This is a genomic window from Pseudomaricurvus hydrocarbonicus (assembly GCF_011602365.1).
Classification (GTDB): domain Bacteria; phylum Pseudomonadota; class Gammaproteobacteria; order Pseudomonadales; family Cellvibrionaceae; genus Pseudomaricurvus; species Pseudomaricurvus hydrocarbonicus.
Genome location: NZ_JAAONZ010000023.1, coordinates 60559 through 82330, shown reverse-complemented (window position 1 = coordinate 82330; position 21772 = coordinate 60559). Strand labels below are relative to the sequence as shown.

Genomic DNA, 21772 nt, shown 5'->3' with positions numbered 1-21772 from the left:
GCCAGCCACCTTGTCGGCCATGTCCTGTAGTTCTTTGTTTTTCATTGTCGATACCATGATTCATTAACTCCTCTAGGGTAATATGAATCACGGGGTTTACACAGTTAGTGGGACATTCTCATCGCCGCTTAAGTTGTGCTCCACATTCTGTTTATACCGCATTCTGTTTATACCGATTGTGCTTCAGTTCTCAGCGATACCGAATCAATAATCCGTGGCTGTTACCCTCTTGAGCTGCGCTTTCAAGGTGTGACACCGTTTCTTCGCTGGCGTCAGAGAGTGTCGCTATCACAGTATGACTGGTGCCTGCGCTTAACGCCTCCCACAAAATCCAGCGGGTGCTTTCCTCCGAGCTTTCGCGGATTACACGAATTTTATGGGTGTCCACACCGTAGGCTGCCAAAACATTCCTGTCGACCGGGGCATCACTGATCCAGGTGATCCAGCGGTCATTGTTAGAACTCAGGTAAGCCAGCATGGGCAGCAACAGCATCTGGGTGTCGGGGCTGTGCTGCGTGAGGACCAACTCGGTAATGCCCGAAGGCGTTGACGACGCCGGGGCTGGTTGTGGTCGCTGCGAGAATGCTTCGGCTGCCGCAGTGCCCACCTCTACAGCGCTGTACCTGGCGCAAAGTGCAGAGTGATCAGACTGATGAAGTTGACGTGCGATAGACATGTTGTTCTCCAATAATCGATAACGGGTGGGCTTACCAACTAGAGCCGCTTATTGTTTAATCCCTGCGTAAAACGCCGACACTTAAGCCTTCAATGGCAAAGTCGGTCTCTTTCAGGTCCACTTCAATCACCTTGAAGTCTTCATTTTCAGGGTGCAGTTCAATGGTGTGCGAACCGCGTTTGCGTTGATAGCGTTTTACGGTGACTTCGTCTTCAATCCGGGCAACGACTACATCACCGTTGCGCGCTTCTTCGGTTTTATGCACCGCCAGCAAGTCCCCATCCATAATGCCGATGTTCTTCATGCTTTCACCGGTGACTCGCAAGAAATAATCCGCGCTGGGGGAAAAGAAATTGTTCGGCAGGTTGCAGTAGTCTTCAATGTGTTCGGTGGCTAATACCGGTGAGCCCGCGGCCACTCGACCAATAATGGGGATGCCCGTGGCCTCGTCGGGAAGACGAATGCCTCTTGAGGCGCCGGCTACCATTTCAATAGCGCCTTTTCTGGCCAAAGCTTTCAGGTGCTCTTCTGCGGCATTAGCCGACCGAAACCCCAGTTCTTTCGCAATTTCAGCCCGAGTGGGTGGATAGCCCGTCTCTCCGATGTTGCGCTTTATGAGGTTCAGGACTTCTTCCTGCCTTGCTGTGAGTTTGATCATGAATGCGACACCTTCCTGATGTTTTATACAGTACATGTGATTATATACAGTGTTCATGGGTGTGCAAGTTTTTTTCAAAAAGCTAACTATACTTATTATGAAGCATTGCTAACTCATTGTTTTAAGGAGCATTTATGCTTGATGCGAAAATGCCGGAAGCGTGGCGCGTGCTGCGCATCCAGTCAGAACTGGTGGATGGAATTGAGCAATTGATTAGAGTACAGGGGGCTGTGACGGTCTTTGGCGGGGCGCGATTCCCGGTCAATAGCCATTATTATCATATGGCCAGAGAGTTGGGGCAGTTGTTAGCCGCACACAAGGTGCCGGTGATTACCGGGGGCGGCCCCGGCATTATGGAAGGCGCGAATCGCGGCGCCTTCGAGCGCGAGGGGGTTTCAGTGGGGTTGAATATAACCTTGCCTCAGGAGCAGGACGCAAACCCTTATCAAAGTGTCAGCCTGAGTTTTCGATACTTCTTCGTGCGCAAATTTATGTTCGTTAAGAATGCGGTGGGATTTGCCATCTTCCCCGGAGGCTTTGGTACCATGGACGAGCTGTTTGAAGCCCTGACGCTGGTGCAAACTCAAAAAGTTGAGCCATTTCCGATCGTGCTGGTCGGTCGCTCGTATTGGTCGGGGCTGCTGGAGTGGATGACGCAATCCATGATGGCTGAGCATTGTATTGACCCGGTAGAGCTGGAATTGATCAGTGTGGTTGAAACCGTGGCTGAAGCCAGGGACATTTTTTTGGATCACATCGCCAAAAGAGCCGGCAGGGCGAAGCCCTGACAGCTGTTAACCCTGTCGGTGATTGATACGTTTCACTGCGACACAGGAACTCAGCACATTCACCACTTTTGGGCGGTTGAGCGCTGAGTGGTCAGAAGTCGTCAGATCCCTGGAACAGGTCTGGCTCAATGTAATTGAGGGGGTTGTTCCAGTTGCCGGGGTTTTGGGTGGAATCGTTATTCCAGCTGTTGTCAGGCATCGACAGCTCATAGGCGGCATCGGCGTCTTCAGGCGGGGATGCTGGCACCAGGGCCATTTCCGCCCACTGATCCATTTCAATCTCGCTGACACTGCCATCAAGATACTGGATCTCGATACTGCCTGACTGTTCGTCAACAGCCACAACCTCAAAATAAATATTCTCAACCACATCTTGGTACCACTCTCCAATGGTGGCACGTTGGCCAGGTGTTGCAAAAGCCATGTGAATATCCTTTGATCTCATTGTTATTAAAGGTGTTTCTACGCATTTGTTATTTGAACATACCCGCTAAACGAAGGCGTTGGAAGAGGGGCTTTTTACAAGGAAAAACCCATCTCTCCTAAGGAGAATCTGAGGTTGATCATTAACCTCTTAATAGATAAGGTTTTTTTTACCTGACCGTGATTTGAGGCTCTTTTTTTACTTCGTAGCGCTATTTTCCATTATTCACAGATAAGAAAATGATCTAACTCCCGGGGAGGGAGGTGACGGGCCTGGACATGGCGTCAGGCTCTAACTGCTGAGGTCGGGGCAAAGGCAGCCGGCAATATGGTCATCTGTTCACGATGGGATGGATCAGACATGTTGGTGCCTTGACATCAATATGTTCTAAACGTATGTTCCAAAGCCTTGTTTTAAACGATTATAAAAGGATAACAATGGGCCAGCCGGATACAATTGAGCGGATACTGGATGCCGCAGGAGCCTTGTTTGCTGAGCGGGGGTATGCTGAAACCTCTCTGCGAACAATCACCAGCACGGCCAATGTAAATCTGGCCGCTGTGAATTATCATTTTGGCTCTAAAAAGGCTCTGATTCAGGCGGTTTTTGCCCGGTTTTTAAATCCTTTTTGTGAAAATCTGGACGCTGAATTGAATCGGCGCCTTGAAGAGAAACAAGGTCAGACTCTGACCATTGACGAATTAATTGATCTGTTGTTTGCCACTCTGCTGACGTCGATGGACGGGCTGGGCGAGTCGCCCAACCAGTTTATGCGTTTGTTGGGCTTGGCTTACACGCAATCTCAGGAGCACCTGAGGCATTTCATCATTGCAGAATATGGGAGTTATTACTCTCGATTTACCGGCTTGCTGCGTGAAGCCATGCCTGAGGTTAAGCCGGAGGTATTTTATTGGAGATTGTATTTCATGCTGGGCGCCTCGGTGTTTACGCTGTCCAGTTTTGATTCCATCAGCAGCATCCTGAAGGCGGATTTCAATAAAGAAAGTACCGTAGAAGACGTTGTTGAATTGCTGGTGCCGGCGTTAACCGGGATGCTAAACAGCAACGACGTCTAGCTGGCTGTTGAGTTTCGTTTCGAGGCCGCCAATACAGGGCCGCAACACAAGCCAACAGCAGCCCCCAAAACAACAGCCCCAAAACAACAGGGGCAAAAAGGGAATCTCGGTATGATAAATGACCGGATGAGCCCGCTGTAACGTCGCTGAGGCAGCGCTGGCAGAGTATTACCAACCTGCCTGGCTGCGTCGTGTGCAATTTATTTGATTAGCTTGAGAAAAATATGACGCTAGGTCCCGTTGTTCTGGATTTACTTGGCCCGACTCTGACGGCTGAAGAAGAAGAGTTATTGCTGCACCCGGCCGTTGGCGGGGTGATTTTGTTCGCCCGCAATATTCACAGTTATTCACAGCTTGAAACCTTGGTGGCATCGATACGTGGGATACGGCCTGAATTGCTGATTTGTGTTGATCAGGAGGGGGGCCGTGTCCAGCGCTGCAGGGACGGCTTTACTCGTATCCCTCCCATGCAGCAATTTGACCATTTATATCAATCAGAGCCGGAAGCGGCGCTTAGCCTGGCCAGGGAGTGTGGCTGGGTGCTGGCTTCAGAGGTGTTGGCCATTGGTATGGATTGCAGTTTTGCGCCAGTGCTTGATGTGGATGATGAATTTTGCAGTGTCATCGGGGATCGGGCATTTTCTGCGGACCCGGATCGTGTCAGTCTGTTGGCTGAGGCCTTTGTCAAGGGGGCCAGAGAAGCGGGTATGGCCGTGACCGGCAAGCATTACCCGGGGCACGGGAGTGTTCGGGGGGACAGCCATCTGGAATTGCCCGTGGATCATCGCAGTTTGGAAGAGATTCAGGCCAAGGATCTGAAGCCGTTTGTCGCGCTGGGCGATGAGCTGGACGCGGTCATGCCGGCTCATATTTTGTTCCCTCAGGTCGACAAGGACCTGGCTGTGGGATTTTCACCGGTATGGTTAAAAGGCATTTTACGGGATCAGCTGGGCTATAAAGGGGTGGTGTTCAGTGACGATCTGACGATGGCCGGTGCAACACAAATGGGGACCTATCCAGAGCGTGCCGAGTCGGCTCTGAGAGCCGGCTGTGACATGGTGCTGGTCTGCAATAACCGTGAAGGAGCTGAAGCCGTATTGAAAGCACTGAGTACGGATTTGTACTTCGCAGGGGCGGGCGATCGTCAAAGTATGCGTGCCCACAAAACCGTCAGCAGGGCAGAGCTGGAGGCCTCGCCGCGCTGGCGTGAGGCGGTCACACGCTTAACCGCACTGCTGCCTGTGGCCTCGGACATGGGCCGTGACCCTACCAGCCCAGGGGCTGTTAAGGCCTAGGTAATCCGGGGCGTATCGCGAGACACCGTGTGCGCATCGCTCAGCGGCTGTGACGCTTATCGGTATTTCATAGGGGAGCGGTTGCGTCTGTGTGGGTGCTCGGTGGCGGCGAGCGAGGTAGCCTGCCTTTTGAACAAAACCCCATAACCATTCCTTTTCCTTTTTTACGTCTTTGCATTTCAGGAGTCGATTAAATGTCAGAACTCACAGCCCAGCTTATCGACTGGGTCGGTCGCGGTAATTACTGGGTCGTTCAGGTCTTCGCCATTGTGCTGTTAACCCTTATCGCAGCGCTGCTGGTTAAAATCAGTCTCGACAGGCTGCTGGTTAAGGCGGAAAAGACACACAACCTGTGGGATGATGCTTTTTTAAGTGCGGCCAGACGTCCACTTCACTGGTTGGTGTGGTTAGTGGGCTTGTCGTTGGCGGCGCAACTCGCCGCCAAGGTGTCGGGCAATGAACTGTTACAAGTGATTGAGCCAGTCCGCCGTATCGGCGTGGTCATTCTGTTGGGGTGGTTTCTGGTGTTGATGATTCGTCGCGCAGAGCAGAACCTCATGGATCCGCGTTACTCAGAAAAGCCCATGGATGAAACAACCGTCCGGGCCATCGGCAAGTTATTGCGCATGTCGGTCATCATCACTGCGATTCTGGTATTGATGCAGTCGCTGGGCTACAGCATCTCCGGGGTTCTGGCCTTTGGCGGTGTCGGCGGCATTGCCATGGGCTTTGCCGCCAAAGATATGCTGGCCAACTTCTTTGGCGGTTTGATGGTTTATCTGGACCGACCTTTCAGTGTGGGTGACTGGATCCGGTCTCCGGACCAGGAAATTGAAGGCACCGTCGAGGATATCGGGTGGCGAGTGACGCGGATCCGCACTTTTGATAAGCGCCCACTCTATGTCCCCAACTCCACGTTTACCCATATTGCCATTGAAAACCCGTCCAGAATGACGAACCGCCGGATCCATGAAACCATCGGTATTCGCTACTGCGACGCAGCCGCCATGCAGGAAATCATTGAGAAGGTTACGGAGTATCTGAAGCAGCACCCGGAGATCGACACGGATCAGACTCTGATCGTCAACTTCAACAAGTTCGCGGCCTCCTCACTGGATTTCTTTATTTACACGTTTACCAAAACCACCAACTGGGTGCATTTCCATGCAATTAAACAGGATGTTCTGCTTGGCGTTCTGAATATTGTGGAATCCTGTGGTGCTGAGTGCGCGTTTCCGACGTCTACGGTTCACTTGCCTGATGGCGTAGCGCTGACCACAGAAAATCAGGGCGAGGATGCAATGAGGCGTCCGGAGAGCGTCAATGCCTAGGTCGGTACTGCAGGCACGACGACTGGGAACAGGTGGGTAACTTTATGGCTTCAAGTGTTGTTAAAGTGGCCATCATTGGAGGCACCGGGCTCTCAAGCTTTTCGGGCCTGGACTGGTGTGACAGCCACCGCCCGGAGACGCCCTTTGGCTCGCCGTCGGCTGGCGTTGCAGAAGGTAAATATCGTGGCAACACTGTGTTGTTTTTGCCCCGGCATGGTGGTGAGCACTCCATTGCGCCTCATAAAATAAATTACCGGGCCAATATAGCTGCTTTAAAAGCGTTGGGGGTCAGTCACATTCTGGCCGTCAATGCGGTGGGTGGGCTTGCTCCGGATATGGGGCCTCACGCCTTGGTGGTGCCAGACCAAATCATTGATTACAGCAGTGGCCGGGAAAATTCTTTTTTCGATGGCGTAGGCGGCCCTCTGGATCATATAGACTTCACTGACCCTTATGATGTCGATGCGCGTCAAGGCTTGTTGCTGGCTGCGCAAAAGTGCGGCATTGAGAGTGTAGACGGTGGTGTGTATGGCTGTACACAGGGACCACGCCTTGAAACGGCCGCTGAAATCCGCCGTTTCCGCCAGGACGGCTGTGACCTTGTGGGAATGACCGGTATGCCAGAAGCCTGCCTGGCCAGGGAGGTGGGGATTAAGTATGCCAGCTTATGCCTCGTGGTGAATTGGGGGGCGGGCTTGACCGAAGAAAAAATCACGCTAGACGACATTCACCGCGTTATGGCGTCCGGTATGGACCAGGTAAAACGTGTGCTGCTTCAGTCGATTGAACAATTAAATGCACCGGCGAAGTTTACGGGATAAATGTTCTTATTTGCGGTTAATTCGGGGATGTAATTACATTTTTTCGGGTTTTACTGGACAGATACAGAAAATTCCCTTAAAAATAGGTCTGTTTTCATTGGTTGAGTCCCGGTATGGGGATACCGTTCGGTCATGAAAACAGCTCTCCAGCAGCCGGCTATTGCTTGGGCAGTGACTGACAACGGTCATGAACTTGAGCACAAGTTTCAATCGATGCATGCAGTTATCGATGCTTGTAGTTATCGATGCATGTAATTATCGATGCATGTAATTATCGATGCATGTAGTTACAGGGTGTATGCAAAGATAGGTTGCTGAGGGTCAGAAACAATATTTCATATAAAAATAAATAGAGGTGGAAAATATGGCTGCTCGTGAAGTTGGCACCGTCAAGTGGTTTAATAATGCACGTGGTTACGGCTTTATTACCCGTGGCGAAAACAGCGATGATGTTTTTGTCCATTACCGCAATATTCAAGGTGAGGGCTATCGCTCTTTAGCCGAGGGGCAACCTGTAGAGTTTGATATCCTGCAAGGCGATAAAGGCCTTCAGGCAGAAAATGTCAGCTGTATCTAGCACCCGCACGAAAGAGAATGTGTCATTTGCCAGGTGGTTTCACCACTTGGCAGGATTGGGCGGACTATTTGGGTTTTCAGTAGCCGCTTGGTTGCCTCAGCATGAGCAGTAATGCTGCTCCCTTGTTAAACTGCTGCGTGTTAAAACGTCGATAAATCCCGCCACCATCTCTCTCTTATCTTTTCCGCTCAGGTGCTCTTTCGCGCTTCATCGTCTGCCTCGCTTTTAGGCATTCTGAATGCCACGGTGCTCTTCTTTACACCTCTGCAATGATGGCACTGCCAAACCAAACCGCAACAGTGGCCAGGCAGTGCATGTCTGACACGCAAGGCTTGGCTGGCTGTTATCGCTTTCGTTCGGTTATGGTTTTTGGGGCGGCTCTATTGGACTGGCTCGTTTGTGCCCGCGCCAGCAGAAGGGTCGTAAGGCGTAACCAGAATCAGCATGCCAAGCCTGGGGTGATCAATGTAATGGATTTCACCGCTGCGCATCCGTCGCTTTTGTTTCAATACGGCGATGTTCTGAGGGAGATAGGCTGGCGGGGTCTCAATTGTGGCGATGCTGTCCGTGTGAAATGTCTCCGCCACTTCATCCGTGTCAGGTGACGCACTGGGGTTCAGTCTCTCGGTGGCATTGATGACTGTAACTTCTGGCTCTTCAGTCGACGCCACTGAGTTGGGGCTCTGGGGGGGTAGGGCTGGTGGTTTGGGGCGTGCAGGCAGGGGTGAAAACTCCAGTTGCTGATTGTCATTCGGGACAAAGTCGGCAATCCAGAGGTTGCTCCTAACGTGCAGGTAGCGAGAAACGCTGACGGAAAGGCTGCCTTCTATCTGGTGGTGATCTCCATACGCTTCTCCCGCAGCTATGAGCACGGAAGGTGCCAGGTCCTGAGATTCGACAGGTTGGCGCCAGGCTTCATGGTAGAGCAGATTGTACGATTTGGACCAGGCCAGTTCCTGAGCTTGTTTGCTGAGCAAGCGTTCTTCTTTGGGAAGCATATAGAAGGCATCGGTTGTCAGGTTAACCGGTTTCGGGGCTGTGGCTGCCAGCGTGGAATGGTCTGACTCGACGCTTGCGGGAGGATTGCCCTGTGCCAACGCGGGCCCCTGTTCGGCAGCAGGGATGGCTGCCTCAGGGTTGTTCGGGTCTTTAAGGATTACCCAGTTGTCCGGGTAGGAGAGGATCAGATCGTCGCGCCATATTTCTTCGGTTTGCAGGTTGCGGTTGGCAAACAAAATGACCTCTATCTGAAACCATCGGCTGGATGGCGCCTCGCTGTCCTCTGGTAGGTCAGAGGGCATTTGCTGGGCCGCGGCGGAAACACTGAACAGTGACAGAATGGCTGCAAATGACCATGTTGCACATGACGTGTTGAAGAAAGGCCGGGAGCCCAGTAATGAGTTGTATCGTTTGCGTGTACGGCGAAGTGTCAGCATAAGGGTCCTGTGATGCACAGATGGCTGTCATGAAAGTGATTATGCGGCACTTAACTGCTGCAGTAATTCGGTGACTCTTTGAATCCGGGTGTCATTATTATCCATATCAAGACTGAACTTTAAATGACTGGCTCCTTCCAAACGGTATTTTTGTGGTTGAGTTTGCACCATTTTGACGATCGTTAGAGGATCAACCTGAGTTACGGAGCCAAATTCGACACGCCCGCCCTGTGCTCCGGCCTCCAATTTCTTAATGCCCAGCGTTTCGGCCTTCAGTTTCAGGCTGCTGATGCGGAAAAGACTCTTGGTGGCCTCGGGCAGAAGACCAAACCGATCGATCATCTCAACTTGTAACTCGCGCAGCTGATCATCGGTTTCGGCATTGGCGATGCGTTTATACATCATCAGGCGGGTATGCACATCAGGCAGGTAATCGTTGGGTATTAACGCCGGTATCCGCAAATTAATATCAATGCCGGTATCCAGCGCGTCCTCAATATTCGGCGTTCTGCCTTCTTTGATGGCTTTCACGGCGCGGTCCAGCATTTCCATGTACAGGGTGAAGCCAACCGCCTGCATTTGCCCGCTTTGTTCATCCCCCAGCAATTCTCCGGCACCGCGTATTTCCATGTCGTGAGTTGCGAGGGTGAAACCTGCGCCGAGGTCAGTGGTTTGGGCGATGGCATCCAGACGTTTTTGAGCGTCCCCGGTCATGCTTTTGGGGTGCGGTGTCAGCAAGTAGGCGTAAGCCTGGTGGTGCGAGCGTCCGACACGGCCTCGCAGTTGGTGCAGCTGCGCCAGCCCAAATTTATCGGCGCGATCAATGATGATGGTATTGGCGTTGGGGACATCAATACCGGTCTCAATAATGGTGGTACAGACCAAAACGTTAAAACGCTTGTGGTAAAAATCGGACATGACCTGTTCCAGCTGGCGTTCGCGCATCTGACCGTGGCCGACGATAACCCGGGCTTCCGGAATCAGTTCTTCCAGTTCTCGAGCGGCTTTGTCGATGGTTTTGACTTCATTGTGCAGATAATACACCTGGCCGCCGCGGAGGATTTCCCGCAGCACGGCTTCTTTGACCATATTGCTGTCGTGTTGCCGCACGAAGGTTTTCACCGACAGGCGCTTGGCGGGAGGTGTGGCAATGATGGAGAGGTCGCGAATACCCGACATGGCCATGTTCAGGGTTCTGGGGATCGGCGTGGCGGTAAGGGTGAGGATATCCACTTCCGAGCGCAGAGACTTCAGCTTTTCTTTCTGGCGAACACCGAAACGGTGCTCTTCATCAATGATCAGCAGCCCCAGATTTTTGTAATTCAGGTCCGATTGCAGGAGTTTGTGTGTGCCAATGACAATATCAATTTTGCCGTCAGCCAGTTTTTGCTGAACGCTCTCAATGTCTTTGCCGCTGCGGAAGCGTGATATCAGGTCAATGTGTATGGGCCAGTCAGCAAAGCGGTCACGGAAGTTTTCAAAGTGCTGTTGCGCCAGCAGGGTGGTGGGCACCAGCATCGCCACCTGCTTGCCGCTGTGGGCCGCAATAAAGGCTGCCCGCATAGCAACCTCGGTCTTACCGAAGCCGACGTCACCACACACCAGGCGATCCATCGGCTGCTTGCTGATCATGTCCTTGTAGACGGCTTCAATCGTGGCTTGCTGATCGGGTGTTTCTTCAAACGGAAAGCCACTGGAAAACCGCTGGTACGCATCTTTGGGGTCTTCAAAGGCAAAGCCTTGACGGGCGGCGCGTCGGGCATAAATGTCGAGCAGCTCTGCAGCCGCGTCACGGACTTGTTCGGCGGCCTTCTTTCTGGCTTTTTGCCACTGATCACTGCCGAGTCTGTGCAGCGGAGCAAGCTCGTCATCGGCGCCGGAATAGCGACTGATGAGGTTTAGATTGGCAACGGGCACATACAGCTTGGCGTCATTGGCGTACTTGAGCGTGAGAAACTCATTGGTCTGTCCGTCAATAGCAATGGTTTCCATGCCCAAATAGCGACCCACACCGTGATCAATGTGGACAACCGGGGCACCCATGCGCAACTCGGTGAGATTGCGAATGGCCAGCTCGCCCTGATCCTGCTGCTGTTTGCGTCGGCGACGCTGCTGTACCCGTTCGCCCAACAGTTCTGATTCGGTGATCAACAGGATGTCCGGGTCCAGCAGGTTCAGACCGTGATCCAGTGGAGCGGTGGTGACTGCGATGGTTTCCTTGCCCTGAACAAAGTCATTCCAGCCTGATACGGGTACGGGCACAACGCCGATACGCTCAAAGAGCTCTGTGAGACTCTCGCGGCGGCCGGCGGATTCCACGCAAAAGAGCACCCGTTTGTGCGTTGCCAGTAAAAAGTTTTCCACCCGGGCCAAGGGGTTTTCGGCTTTGGAATTAACGGTGATTTCCGGTTGCGGCGAGCAGCCAAAGTTATGGTGTCCGGCGCCGGCCTCCAGGCTTTTCTGTGACAAGGTGGCACGCGGGTAGGTATTGAGATAGCCAAACACTTCGCTGGCCGACAAAAACATTTCTGTGGGCTTCAGAATCGGACGTTCCAGGTCACCGCAACGGCTGTCGTAACGGTTGTTCAGTTCTCTCCAGAACTGCTCGGTGGCGTCGTTAATGTTTTCATAGACTAACACCTGGCTGTTGCCGGGCAGGTAGTCAAACAGGGTGCTGCAGACATCAAAGAACAGGGGGAGGTAATATTCAATGCCCGCGGGACTGATACCCGCACTGATGTCCTGATAGACCGTACAGGCTTTGTGGTCCACATCAAAACGCTGATGCCAGCTGTCTCTGAAGTGGGAAATGCCAGACTTGTCCAGCGGGTATTCTTTTGCCGGAAGCAGCTCGATGCCCTCTACCTGATCAATGGAGCGCTGGGTTTCGGGGTCGAAGGTTCTTAGGGTTTCCACTTCATCATCAAACAGGTCGATGCGATAAGGTGTTTTGCAGCCCATGGGGAATATATCCATGAGGGCCCCGCGAACGGCAAACTCGCCATGCTCATAGACGGTATCGACACAATGGTAGCCGGCGTTTTCAAGCTGCAACCGCATTTGCTCAATGATGAAGGTCTGACCGGTTTTAACCACCAGGCTGTTGGCGTGCAAGAAGGAGGCGGGGGGAAGTCGGTGCATCAAGGTGCTGACAGGAACCACCAAAATTCCCTGCTGGGTCTTGGGCAGCTGGTAAAGGGTTTGCAGCCTTTCGGAAATAATGTCCTGATGGGGCGAGAAGTTGTCGTAGGGCAGCGTCTCCCAGTCCGGCAGGTGCAAAATGGGCAGGGTGCCTTCAGGCCCCCGAAAAAACCGCAGTTCGCGCTCGAGTTGACGGGCGGTTTCAGTGTTGGGGGTGATAACCAGACTGAGGCTGCCATGTTGTTGTGCGGCGGAAAAAAGTGCCAGTGACCGCGCGCTGCCCATCAGGTTGCCCCAGTGTTGTTTGTTGCCCGGTTTGGTGTTCTGAGGTGGCGACATGGGGGTTTGCTGGTTCATATTAAAAGGCTCTTGATCGGGCTGTGTCGTGTGGATCTGCTTTTACAGCTTTTTACTGGGTTCAACCTGTTTACTGGGTTTTAACTGCGCGCGCTGGTGCTGCCGGGCGAGTTTATGAGCAGCCCAAAGTGGGTCGGCGGCGCTATTGTAGCGGTGTTTATCCGCCTTTGCAGTGCTTATGAGTGCACGGCAGGGCGTTGCAGAGGTTTGCCAGCGGTGTTCCGGGCTTGCGTGCTCACTTGACGTATGAATGCCGGAAGGCGCAAACCGCCAGCGAGAGCCTCCTTTATCCGATGAATCGTCTAGACTGACAGAATTGAGGGAAAAAGCGCTAACCGGCAGTGGTTACAGGCTGCTGTAAAGGTTTGGGGAGGAAACATGCAGCGGTGGCTTTGGCTGGTTGTGGTGTTCTCGTTGTGGGGGTGTGCAGCTGACCCTGCCGGGTTCAGTGTGAAGGGGATGGCCAAAACCGATATCGATTTGGTGGCGGACATCCATCGCCGTGCCACCAAGGAGATCCTGTATGAGCTGACCACCAAAATGTATCGGCGCAATCCTGACCAGCTGAAGAAAACCAATGCGACCATCGACAGCCGCTGGCAGCAAATCCAGGCGCTGGCTATTGAGCGGCGTAGTACCAGAGAGTTGGGCGGGCGCCGTGGGGTTGAGGCGATGCGCCTGGCGTTTGAAACCGGTTATACCGGAGATCGTGTTTTTGCGCTTATGGTTGGTTTGACGGGCATGTTGGCGGAAGCTTATGGCTATAAGCAGGAGTTTTACTGGCTGGACAGCCTGGATCAGCAGTCTCTCTATAACAGTGCTCGTAATATCGAGGTCATGGTTTGGCTGTTGCGGTCCAGGCGCGACGCCAGTGGTGAGCCTTTGATTCTCACGGACACCCTGGCCGGAGAGCTTGTGAACCTGAGCTTTGAGCGCCTTTTTGGCAAATTAATTGCCCACCAGGATGCCTTGTCTCATGTGATGGCCGGCAAGACTCAGCGGGCGGTTAACACCGTGGCCCACGGCCTGGTCAGCATGACCTTTAAACCGCTGTGAGCATCGCCAGTGACTCAGCCTTATCAGATGGTATTTTGTGCAGTAATTTGGGGAGGAATAAAGTCGCACGCAGCGCCAAAAATTAACTTAATTAATTTTTTATGACCGTCCAGTGGGTGGCACTTGTAATTCACTTAGATTTCCTTTGGAAGCTTGCGTGGCCTTGTGGTAATCACGATAATAGCGCTCCCTTTGACAGGCTGGATGTGGCAAATTTGACGCCCTGTCCGGATACTCCCAATATGACTTTTAAGGTGACAACTCGTGAACCGACCTAAGCCAGACGATTTTTTCAAGGATTGGAAAGAGCGTGAAGCCCTCGCTGAGGCGATGATTCCAGTGATTGGTAAGCTCAACCGTGAGCGCAATGTGGGCATCTACATGTACGGCCGCACATTGGTGAATCGTTCAGTGATTGACCTGATGAAGGCCCACCGTCGCGTTCGTCAAATTGAAGCGAATGAACTGTCTGAGTTTGAAACCTATCCGATTCTGGAAGAGTTAAGCGGTCTGAATCTGGGGCCCGCTCATATCGATATTGGCAAGATGGCTGTTAAGTTCATGAAAGAAGGCAATGGCTCTGAGCTGTCTTCTTTTGTCGCTGCAGAAGTGGCTGGCGCCATTGGCAGCACCAGCAAACCTTTGCCCCAGTCTCAGGATGTTGTGCTCTACGGTTTTGGTCGTATTGGCCGCCTGGTGGCGCGCTTGCTGGTTGAAAAGGCGGGCAGCGGTGATGTTCTGCGCCTTAAAGCCATCGTGGTCCGCAAGGGCAGCGCTGAGGACGATCTGGTCAAGCGCGCCAGTCTGCTGCGTCGGGACTCTGTTCACGGGTCTTTCAAAGGCACCATTCGTGTTGACGAAGAGAACAGTACCCTGGTGCTGAACGGCAATGAAGTGAAAGTGATCTACGCCAATTCTCCGGCAGAAATCGATTACACCGATTACGGCATCAATAACGCGATCATTGTCGACAATACCGGCGTGTGGCGTGATGAGGACGGCCTGGGGCAGCACCTGGCGTGTAATGGCGCCTCTAAAGTGATTCTGACGGCTCCGGGTAAGGGCGACATTAAAAATATCGTCTATGGCATCAACAATGGCGAGATCACGCCGGACGATACCATTTTATCGGCCGCTTCCTGTACGACTAACGCCATCACACCCGTCCTGAAGGCCATGATGGATAAGTATGGCGTGAACCACGGTCACGTTGAGACCGTACACGCTTACACCAATGACCAAAACCTGATCGATAACTACCACAAGGGAGAGCGTCGTGGTCGCAGTGCTCCTCTGAACATGGTGATCACCGAGACAGGCGCTGCAAAAGCTGTGGCCAAAGCTCTGCCTGAGTTGAAAGGCAAGCTGACGGGCAACGCCATTCGTGTACCCACACCGAATGTCTCTATGGCCATTCTGAACTTGCAGTTGGGTCAGGAAACAACGGCGGAAGAGCTGAACGATTACATGCGTGAAACCGCATTGTATTCTCCTCTCCAGCAGCAGATTGACTTCACCAATTCGCCGGAAGTGGTATCCAGTGATTTTGTCGGCTCACGTCACGCCTGTGTTTTCGATAGCCGAGCCACCATCGTTGAAGGCAACAGTGCCGTTCTGTACTGCTGGTATGACAACGAATTTGGCTACAGCTGCCAGGTGGTTCGTTGTCTGGAAGACATGTGTGGTGTTCATTACGACATCTACCCGAAAGTTTAATCGGTTTTGAGGTGTCAGCAGCCAGCCCGACGAGCTGATAAGTTTCAGTGGGCCGACTGATAAAAGCCGCAACATGGGTGTTGCGGCTTTTTTGTGGCTACAGAATTTGCCGCCCGGGCCTATTGTGATTACTTTTTGAGCTAACCGGGGTTTTTGTGAGTTGGTGGCGGCTAACATCTTGAGAATGCAGACTTTTCTTGGGTGAAATTGGTTATATCTACGACTTCACTCTGGTCACAAGCGGCTGTCATCTTTATAATTGCGCCGGTTCATTTTTGGGGATACTTAACCTGGTTGGCAGTTTACGACCTGTTGCGGGCGTGGATTGGCTGGAATCAGCCGGTTAACTTTATTGCGAGTGGGGTTTAGCGCCAACCTCCAGCTTGAGTGTCCCCCTTAAGCTGAGTGCATTTTAATCGACTTCGACTACACTGAAAGTGGCCATTTCAGCAGCATTTTGTCCAAATTGTGCGTCAAAAGTGCGGTTTTTAAGGTTTTTTCGAAGTTAATGCGCTAGCTGAATAACAATTTTAGGTCGCGCATCCGCGCAGCCACACTTATTTTTCAAGTGATTAGGCAGAGACGTATGATTAATATCCGTCGGGGATTGGATTTACCCATATCCGGGGCTCCCGAGCAGGCTATCGTAGATGGCCCGCAGATCCGCTCTGTCGCTGTTGTTGGCGCTGATTACCACGGTATGAAGCCCACAATGGCGGTGCAGGTCGGGGACAAGGTAAAGCTCGGACAGCTATTGTTTACTGATAAGAAAACTGAAGGTGTGCGCTACACTGCGCCCGCTGCTGGCACTGTTGCCGCCATTAATCGTGGCGCCAAACGTGTTTTGCAATCAGTGGTCATTGATGTAGATGGTGACGAAGCAGAAAGCTTCAATCAATACAGTTCGGATCAGTTGGCATCACTGACTGACGAACAGGTCAGAGAAAATCTGGTGGCATCCGGCTTGTGGACCGCATTGCGCACACGTCCATACAGCAAAGTGCCCACTCCAGACAGCACTCCAAATTCTATCTTTGTAACCGCCATGGATACTCAGCCTCTGGCCGCCAAGCCAGAGTTGATCATTCGTGAACGACGCGATGATTTTGTCCACGGCTTGCTGCTGTTGTCCAAACTGACCCGTGGCCAGGTGTACGTGTGCAAAGAGCAGGGCTCCGATGTTCTGACCGGCAATAACGACCGTATCTCTTCACAGGAGTTTGGTGGGGTTCATCCAGCGGGTAACGCGGGCACTCATATCCATCACCTGGACCCTGTCAGCGCCACTAAAACGGTGTGGACTGTGGGTTATCAGGACGTCATTGCGATTGGCCAGTTGTTCACCTCCGGCAAATTGCCCACTGAACGTGTGATCTCTCTGGCAGGTCCCCAGGTTGAACAGCCGCGTTTGGTTCGCACTCGCCTGGGCGCCAGTCTCGATGAGCTGACTGCCGGACAGTTGAAGGGCGGTGAAAACCGGGTGGTTTCAGGTTCTGTGTTCGGCGGTCGAACCGCTGCGGGCCCATACGCTTTCCTGGGACGTTACCATCAACAAATTTCCGTCCTGGCAGAGGGGCGCGATCGTCCGTTTCTGCACTATCTGCGTGCCGGCGTTAATAACTTTTCCAGTTTGGGCATTTACATTTCCAGCCTGTTCTCTGGCAAAAAGTATGACTTCGATACAACAACCAACGGCAGTGAGCGCGCCATGGTGCCAGTAGGCGCCTATGAACGCATCATGCCTTTGGACATATTACCAACTCACCTGTTGCGCTCCTTGATTGTGGGTGACACTGACATGGCTCAAAAGCTGGGCTGTTTGGAGTTGGATGAAGAGGATTTGGCTTTGTGTACTTTTGTTTGTCCAGGCAAATATGAGTATGGCCCGATCCTGCGTAACAACCTGACTCGTATTGAGAAGGAGGGTTAAGGCATGAGCTTACGCAAGTTTCTGGATAACATAGAGCCACACTTCCACAAAGGTGGAAAGTTCGAAAATTTCTACGCTTTGTACGAAGCCATCGATACCGGTTTGTATCGCCCGAACGATGTCACCAAATCAACCGCTCACGTGCGTGACGGTGTTGACTTGAAGCGCATCATGATCACAGTCTGGGTGTGTACTTTCCCGGCCATGTTTTTTGGTATGTACAACGTGGGTTGGCAAGCTAACACCATCATGGCGGATTTGGGGTTGACTCAAATTGGCAACTGGCGCGACATGTTCGCACTCGGTTTTGATGCCAACAACTGGTTGCACAACATCTGGCACGGTGCCCTCTACTTCCTGCCAATCTATGCCGTGACCTTTATCGTCGGCGGGTTCTGGGAAGTGTTGTTTGCCGCCAAGCGCGGTCACGAAGTCAACGAAGGTTTCTTCGTCACTTCTGTGCTGTTTGCCTTGATCTGCCCGCCAGACGTTCCTTTATGGCAGGTGGCCCTGGGTATCAGCTTTGGTGTGGTGATTGCCAAAGAAGTCTTCGGTGGTACCGGTAAAAACTTCCTCAACCCGGCGTTGGCTGGGCGTGCTTTCCTGTTCTTTGCTTACCCTGCATCTATGTCAGGTGACGCGGTCTGGACTGCGGTTGACGGCTACACCGGTGCGACAGCACTGTCGGTTGCCGCGACAAATGGGGTGGAGGCCTTAGCGGGCCAGTTGACCTGGATGGACGCGTTCATGGGGCAGATGCAAGGCTCCATCGGCGAGACCTCTACCATTGCCATTCTGTTGGGTGGTTTGGTGCTGGTCGCCATGAAGATTGCTTCACTGCGCATCATTCTGGGTGTTATGGCTGGAATGATTCTGACGTCGTTGCTGTTTAACGTTGTCGGTAACGTAGACACCAATCCGATGATGGGTATGCCCTGGTACTGGCACCTGGTTGTGGGTGGTTTTGCCTTTGGTATGATCTTCATGGCAACAGACCCGGTATCAGCTTCTATGACCAACGCCGGTAAGTGGTGGTTTGGTGGTCTGATCGGTTTAATGGTGGTATTGATTCGTGTAGTTAATCCTGCTTTCCCGGAAGGTATGATGTTGGCGATTCTGTTTGCCAACCTGTTTGCCCCACTGATTGATCACTTTGTGGTGCAGTCGAACATTAAGCGGAGGTTGGCACGTGGCTAACGATACTATTGGAAAAACAGTCGGTGTTGCGCTGGCGCTGTGTATCGTATGTTCAGTGGTGGTTTCGACTGCAGCTGTCATGCTCAAACCTGCACAGCAAGCAAACAAGCAATTAGACTTCAACCGTAACATTCTGGCGGCCGCAGGCTTGCTGGAGCCTGGTAAGAGTGTTCCTGAACAGTTTAAGCAGATCACGGTTAAACTGGTGGACATGGAGACCGGCAAGTTTACCGAGGTCCCGGAAGGCGCTGATAAGTACGATCAGCGCAAGGCTTCCAAGGATCCTGACCGTTCTACTTCGCTTTCTGGCGAAGAAGATCTGGCCAAGATCAAACGTCGCGTTGATGTTGCCAAGGTTTACCTGGTTGAAAATGAAAACGGTGTTGAAACTGTCATTCTTCCGATCAAAGGTTATGGTCTGTGGTCCACTTTGTACGGTTTCCTGGCTTTGGGTTCAGACCTGAATACTGTTGTGGGCTTGGGCTTCTACGAACACGGTGAAACTCCGGGGCTCGGTGGCGAAGTTGATAACCCCAAATGGAAATCCCAGTTTGAAGGCAAGAAAGCCTACGATGAAGATGGGTCAGTTGGCTTGACGGTCATCAAAGGCACTGCTCCACAGGGATCTGATCATAAAATCGATGGTTTGTCTGGTGCAACCTTGACCAGCAAAGGCGTCGATAACCTGATCAAGTTCTGGTTGGGTGAAAATGGCTACGCCGGATTCCTGGACAACCTTAAGAATGGGGAGGCTTAATCATGAAATTGAAAGAGCTCTTAGTTAAACCAATTTTTGAAAACAACCCCATTGCGCTTCAGATTCTCGGTATCTGTTCAGCTTTGGCGGTAACCAGCTCATTAAAAGTGACGCTGGTAATGTGTATTGCCTTGACGGTGGTCACTGCGTTTTCAAACTTATTCGTTTCGTTGGTCCGTAATCACGCACCAGGCAGTATTCGGATTATTATACAGATGACCATCATTGCCTCTCTGGTAATCGTGGTAGACCAAGTCCTGAAGGCGGTCGCTTATGACATCAGTAAGCAGCTGTCCGTTTTTGTGGGCCTGATCATCACCAACTGTATTGTGATGGGGCGTGCGGAAGCATTCGCCATGAAAAATCCGCCGATCCCAAGCTTTATGGATGGTATCGGCAACGGTTTGGGTTACAGCGCGATGTTGATTGCACTGGGGACCATTCGTGAACTGTTTGGCTCTGGCAAGCTGCTTGGCTATGAGATTCTGCCGCTGGTAACTGATGGCGGCTGGTATGTCTCCAACGGTATGCTGCTGCTGCCGCCAAGTGCGTTCTTCCTTATTGGCTTGATCATCTGGGGCCTGCGCGCCTGGAAAACCGATCAGGTCGAAGAGGAAGAATTCAAGATTTGCCCCAACACCGTTAAGGAGGCTTAATCAATGGAACATTATTTAAGCCTGTTTGTTCGGGCAATCTTTATCGACAACATGGCACTGGCCTTCTTTTTGGGGATGTGTACTTTCCTGGCAATTTCCAAGAAAGTCGATGCCGCCTTGGGTCTGGGTATTGCGGTTGTTGTGGTACTGGGCGTGACCGTACCGGTCAACAACCTGCTGTACACTTATCTGTTGGCTGATGGCGCTCTGGCCTGGGCCGGTTTACCGGATGTGGATTTGAGCTTCCTGGGCTTGATTACCTACATTGGTGTCATCGCGGCGATTGTTCAGATTATGGAAATGGTGCTGGATAAGTACGTACCTGCGCTGTACAACGCCCTCGGTGTTTTCCTGCCGCTGATTACCGTTAACTGCGCCATCATGGGTGGTTCATTGTTTATGGTTGAGCGTGACTACAACTTGCCTGAATCGACTGTCTATGGTCTGGGAGCCGGTATTGGCTGGGCTCTGGCAATTACGGCTCTGGCGGGTATTCGCGAGAAAATGAAATACAGTGACATTCCTGCAGGTCTGCGTGGTCTGGGAATCACCTTTATCACTGTAGGTCTGATGTCACTTGGCTTTATGTCGTTCGGCGGCATCGACCTGTAATCAGCGAGGTATTACGAAGTATGGATATTACAATCGTATTGGGTGTCGTGATGTTCACCGGCATCGTGCTTGCGCTGGTGGCGGTTATCCTCAGTGCACGTGCAAAATTGGTGAGCAGTGGCGACGTCAACATCGAGATCAACGGTGAGAAAACGCTGACCGTTCCCGCTGGCGGTAAATTACTGCAAACACTGGCAGAAGGCGGATTGTTCCTGCCTTCAGCGTGTGGTGGTGGCGGTAGCTGTGCGCAGTGTAAGTGTGTGGTTGAATCCGGCGGCGGCTCTATGCTGCCAACGGAAGAGGGGCATTTTACCAAGCGCGATGCGGCTGAAGGCTGGCGCTTGTCGTGTCAGGTTCCTGTTAAGCAAGACATGAAAATTGAAGTGCCGGAAGACGTCTTCGGGGTGAAACAGTGGGAATGTACCGTTGAATCCAACCCGAACATGGCGACCTTCATCAAAGAGCTGACCCTGAAGCTGCCAGAAGGTGAGAATGTTGATTTCCGCGCAGGTGGTTATGTGCAGCTGGAAGCACCTGCACACCACGTGAAATTCTCCGATTTTGATATCGAAGACGAGTATCGCGGTGACTGGGAGCGTTTTGGCTTCTTCAATCTGGAATCCAAAGTGGATGAGCCGGTTATCCGCGCTTATTCCATGGCGAACTATCCTGAAGAGAAGGGTGTGGTGAAGTTCAATATTCGTATTGCAACACCACCACCGGGCTCCAAGGGCATTCCGCCGGGTCAAATGTCTTCGTTTGTTTTCAATATGAAGCCAGGCGACAAGATTACCGTTTACGGACCGTTTGGTGAGTTCTTTGCCAAAGACACCGACAACGAAATGATCTTCGTGGGCGGTGGCGCAGGTATGGCTCCGATGCGCTCGCACATTTTCGATCAGCTGAAGCGTCTACACTCCAAGCGTAAAATGTCTTTCTGGTATGGGGCTCGTTCTTTAAAAGAACTGTTCTATCAGGATGAATACGACACGCTGGCTGCAGAAAATGAAAACTTCGATTGGCATGTGGCTATGTCGGACCCCCAGCCGGAAGATAACTGGGAAGGTTTGACAGGCTTCATTCACAACGTGTTGTACGATGAGTACCTGAAGGACCACCCGGCTCCTGAAGATTGTGAGTACTACATGTGTGGGCCCCCAATGATGAACGCCGCGGTTATTAAAATGCTGAAAGATCTGGGCGTTGAAGATGACAACATCCTGTTGGATGACTTTGGTGGCTAATTCAGCCATGGGACGTACCCACAA

The 21772-nt window shown here is 52.2% G+C and carries 19 protein-coding genes; 14 read left to right on the top strand and 5 right to left on the bottom strand.

Features of this window, described 5'->3' with window-relative positions; translation table 11 throughout:
- Window positions 1-190: 190 nt before the first annotated feature.
- Together G8770_RS21160 and lexA are read right to left on the bottom strand one after the other, a co-directional pair.
- Window positions 191-676, bottom strand: a complete 486-nt coding sequence (locus G8770_RS21160; RefSeq protein WP_167191694.1) for a cell division inhibitor SulA — start codon at window positions 674-676, stop codon at window positions 191-193.
- A gap of 55 nt (window positions 677-731) precedes the next feature.
- A complete protein-coding gene (gene lexA / locus G8770_RS21155; protein WP_167191692.1) occupies window positions 732-1334 on the bottom strand; it encodes a transcriptional repressor LexA in 603 nt (200 codons plus the stop codon).
- Window positions 1335-1468: 134 nt separating this feature from the next.
- Here lexA and G8770_RS21150 point away from each other — a divergent pair, with 134 nt between their 5' ends.
- Window positions 1469-2122 (top strand): LOG family protein, encoded by a 654-nt coding sequence (locus tag G8770_RS21150; protein ID WP_167191690.1) that lies wholly within the window; start codon window positions 1469-1471, stop codon window positions 2120-2122.
- A 91-nt stretch (window positions 2123-2213) separates the two neighbouring features.
- Here the strand turns inward: G8770_RS21150 and G8770_RS21145 are convergent, their stop codons facing one another.
- On the bottom strand, window positions 2214-2546 hold the full coding sequence (locus G8770_RS21145) for a DUF6763 family protein (RefSeq protein WP_167191688.1): 333 nt from the start codon (window positions 2544-2546) through the stop codon (window positions 2214-2216).
- 437 nt (window positions 2547-2983) lie between these two features.
- On the opposite strand from G8770_RS21145, the gene G8770_RS21140 reads away from it, so the two are divergent.
- From G8770_RS21140 to G8770_RS21120, 5 genes are all read left to right on the top strand, one after another.
- A complete protein-coding gene (locus G8770_RS21140; protein WP_167191686.1) occupies window positions 2984-3622 on the top strand; it encodes a TetR/AcrR family transcriptional regulator in 639 nt (212 codons plus the stop codon).
- Between the two features lie 224 nt (window positions 3623-3846).
- Window positions 3847-4917, top strand: a complete 1071-nt coding sequence (gene nagZ / locus G8770_RS21135) for a beta-N-acetylhexosaminidase (RefSeq protein ID WP_167191684.1) — start codon at window positions 3847-3849, stop codon at window positions 4915-4917.
- A gap of 194 nt (window positions 4918-5111) precedes the next feature.
- Window positions 5112-6248, top strand: a complete 1137-nt coding sequence (locus G8770_RS21130; protein ID WP_167191682.1) for a mechanosensitive ion channel family protein — start codon at window positions 5112-5114, stop codon at window positions 6246-6248.
- A gap of 44 nt (window positions 6249-6292) precedes the next feature.
- Window positions 6293-7069, top strand: coding sequence for an S-methyl-5'-thioinosine phosphorylase (locus G8770_RS21125; protein ID WP_167191680.1), 777 nt, complete (start codon window positions 6293-6295; stop codon window positions 7067-7069).
- 364 nt (window positions 7070-7433) lie between these two features.
- Entirely contained in the window at window positions 7434-7646 is a 213-nt protein-coding gene (locus tag G8770_RS21120) for a cold-shock protein (RefSeq protein ID WP_167191678.1), read from the top strand.
- A gap of 380 nt (window positions 7647-8026) precedes the next feature.
- Here G8770_RS21120 and G8770_RS21115 read toward each other — a convergent pair whose 3' ends face one another.
- Both G8770_RS21115 and mfd read right to left on the bottom strand, forming a co-directional pair.
- Entirely contained in the window at window positions 8027-8947 is a 921-nt protein-coding gene (locus tag G8770_RS21115; protein WP_167191676.1) for a CsiV family protein, read from the bottom strand.
- A gap of 174 nt (window positions 8948-9121) precedes the next feature.
- Window positions 9122-12580: a transcription-repair coupling factor gene (gene mfd, locus G8770_RS21110; protein WP_208022429.1), complete on the bottom strand. Its 3459-nt coding sequence runs from the start codon at window positions 12578-12580 to the stop codon at window positions 9122-9124.
- 378 nt (window positions 12581-12958) lie between these two features.
- On the opposite strand from mfd, the gene G8770_RS21105 reads away from it, so the two are divergent.
- From G8770_RS21105 to nqrF, 8 genes are all read left to right on the top strand, one after another.
- Window positions 12959-13636 (top strand): hypothetical protein, encoded by a 678-nt coding sequence (locus tag G8770_RS21105; RefSeq protein ID WP_167191674.1) that lies wholly within the window; start codon window positions 12959-12961, stop codon window positions 13634-13636.
- A 264-nt stretch (window positions 13637-13900) separates the two neighbouring features.
- Window positions 13901-15352, top strand: a complete 1452-nt coding sequence (locus G8770_RS21100; RefSeq protein ID WP_167191672.1) for a glyceraldehyde-3-phosphate dehydrogenase — start codon at window positions 13901-13903, stop codon at window positions 15350-15352.
- Between the two features lie 586 nt (window positions 15353-15938).
- Window positions 15939-17282 carry a Na(+)-translocating NADH-quinone reductase subunit A gene (locus tag G8770_RS21095; protein ID WP_167191670.1) on the top strand — a complete coding sequence of 448 codons (1344 nt, stop codon included), beginning with the start codon at window positions 15939-15941 and terminating at the stop codon, window positions 17280-17282.
- A 3-nt stretch (window positions 17283-17285) separates the two neighbouring features.
- The gene (locus G8770_RS21090) at window positions 17286-18479 is read left to right on the top strand and encodes an NADH:ubiquinone reductase (Na(+)-transporting) subunit B (RefSeq protein WP_167191669.1); all 1194 of its coding nucleotides are present in this window, start codon (window positions 17286-17288) and stop codon (window positions 18477-18479) included.
- Complete coding sequence (locus G8770_RS21085) at window positions 18472-19236, top strand: Na(+)-translocating NADH-quinone reductase subunit C (protein ID WP_167191668.1); 765 nt, start codon at window positions 18472-18474, stop codon at window positions 19234-19236. The genes G8770_RS21090 and G8770_RS21085 overlap by 8 nt, the downstream gene beginning before the upstream one ends.
- Before the next feature lie 2 nt (window positions 19237-19238).
- The gene (locus G8770_RS21080) at window positions 19239-19892 is read left to right on the top strand and encodes an NADH:ubiquinone reductase (Na(+)-transporting) subunit D (RefSeq protein WP_167191667.1); all 654 of its coding nucleotides are present in this window, start codon (window positions 19239-19241) and stop codon (window positions 19890-19892) included.
- Between the two features lie 3 nt (window positions 19893-19895).
- Window positions 19896-20504 (top strand): NADH:ubiquinone reductase (Na(+)-transporting) subunit E, encoded by a 609-nt coding sequence (gene nqrE / locus G8770_RS21075; protein WP_167191665.1) that lies wholly within the window; start codon window positions 19896-19898, stop codon window positions 20502-20504.
- 20 nt (window positions 20505-20524) lie between these two features.
- A complete protein-coding gene (gene nqrF, locus G8770_RS21070; RefSeq protein ID WP_167191663.1) occupies window positions 20525-21748 on the top strand; it encodes an NADH:ubiquinone reductase (Na(+)-transporting) subunit F in 1224 nt (407 codons plus the stop codon).
- Window positions 21749-21772 lie beyond the last annotated feature (24 nt).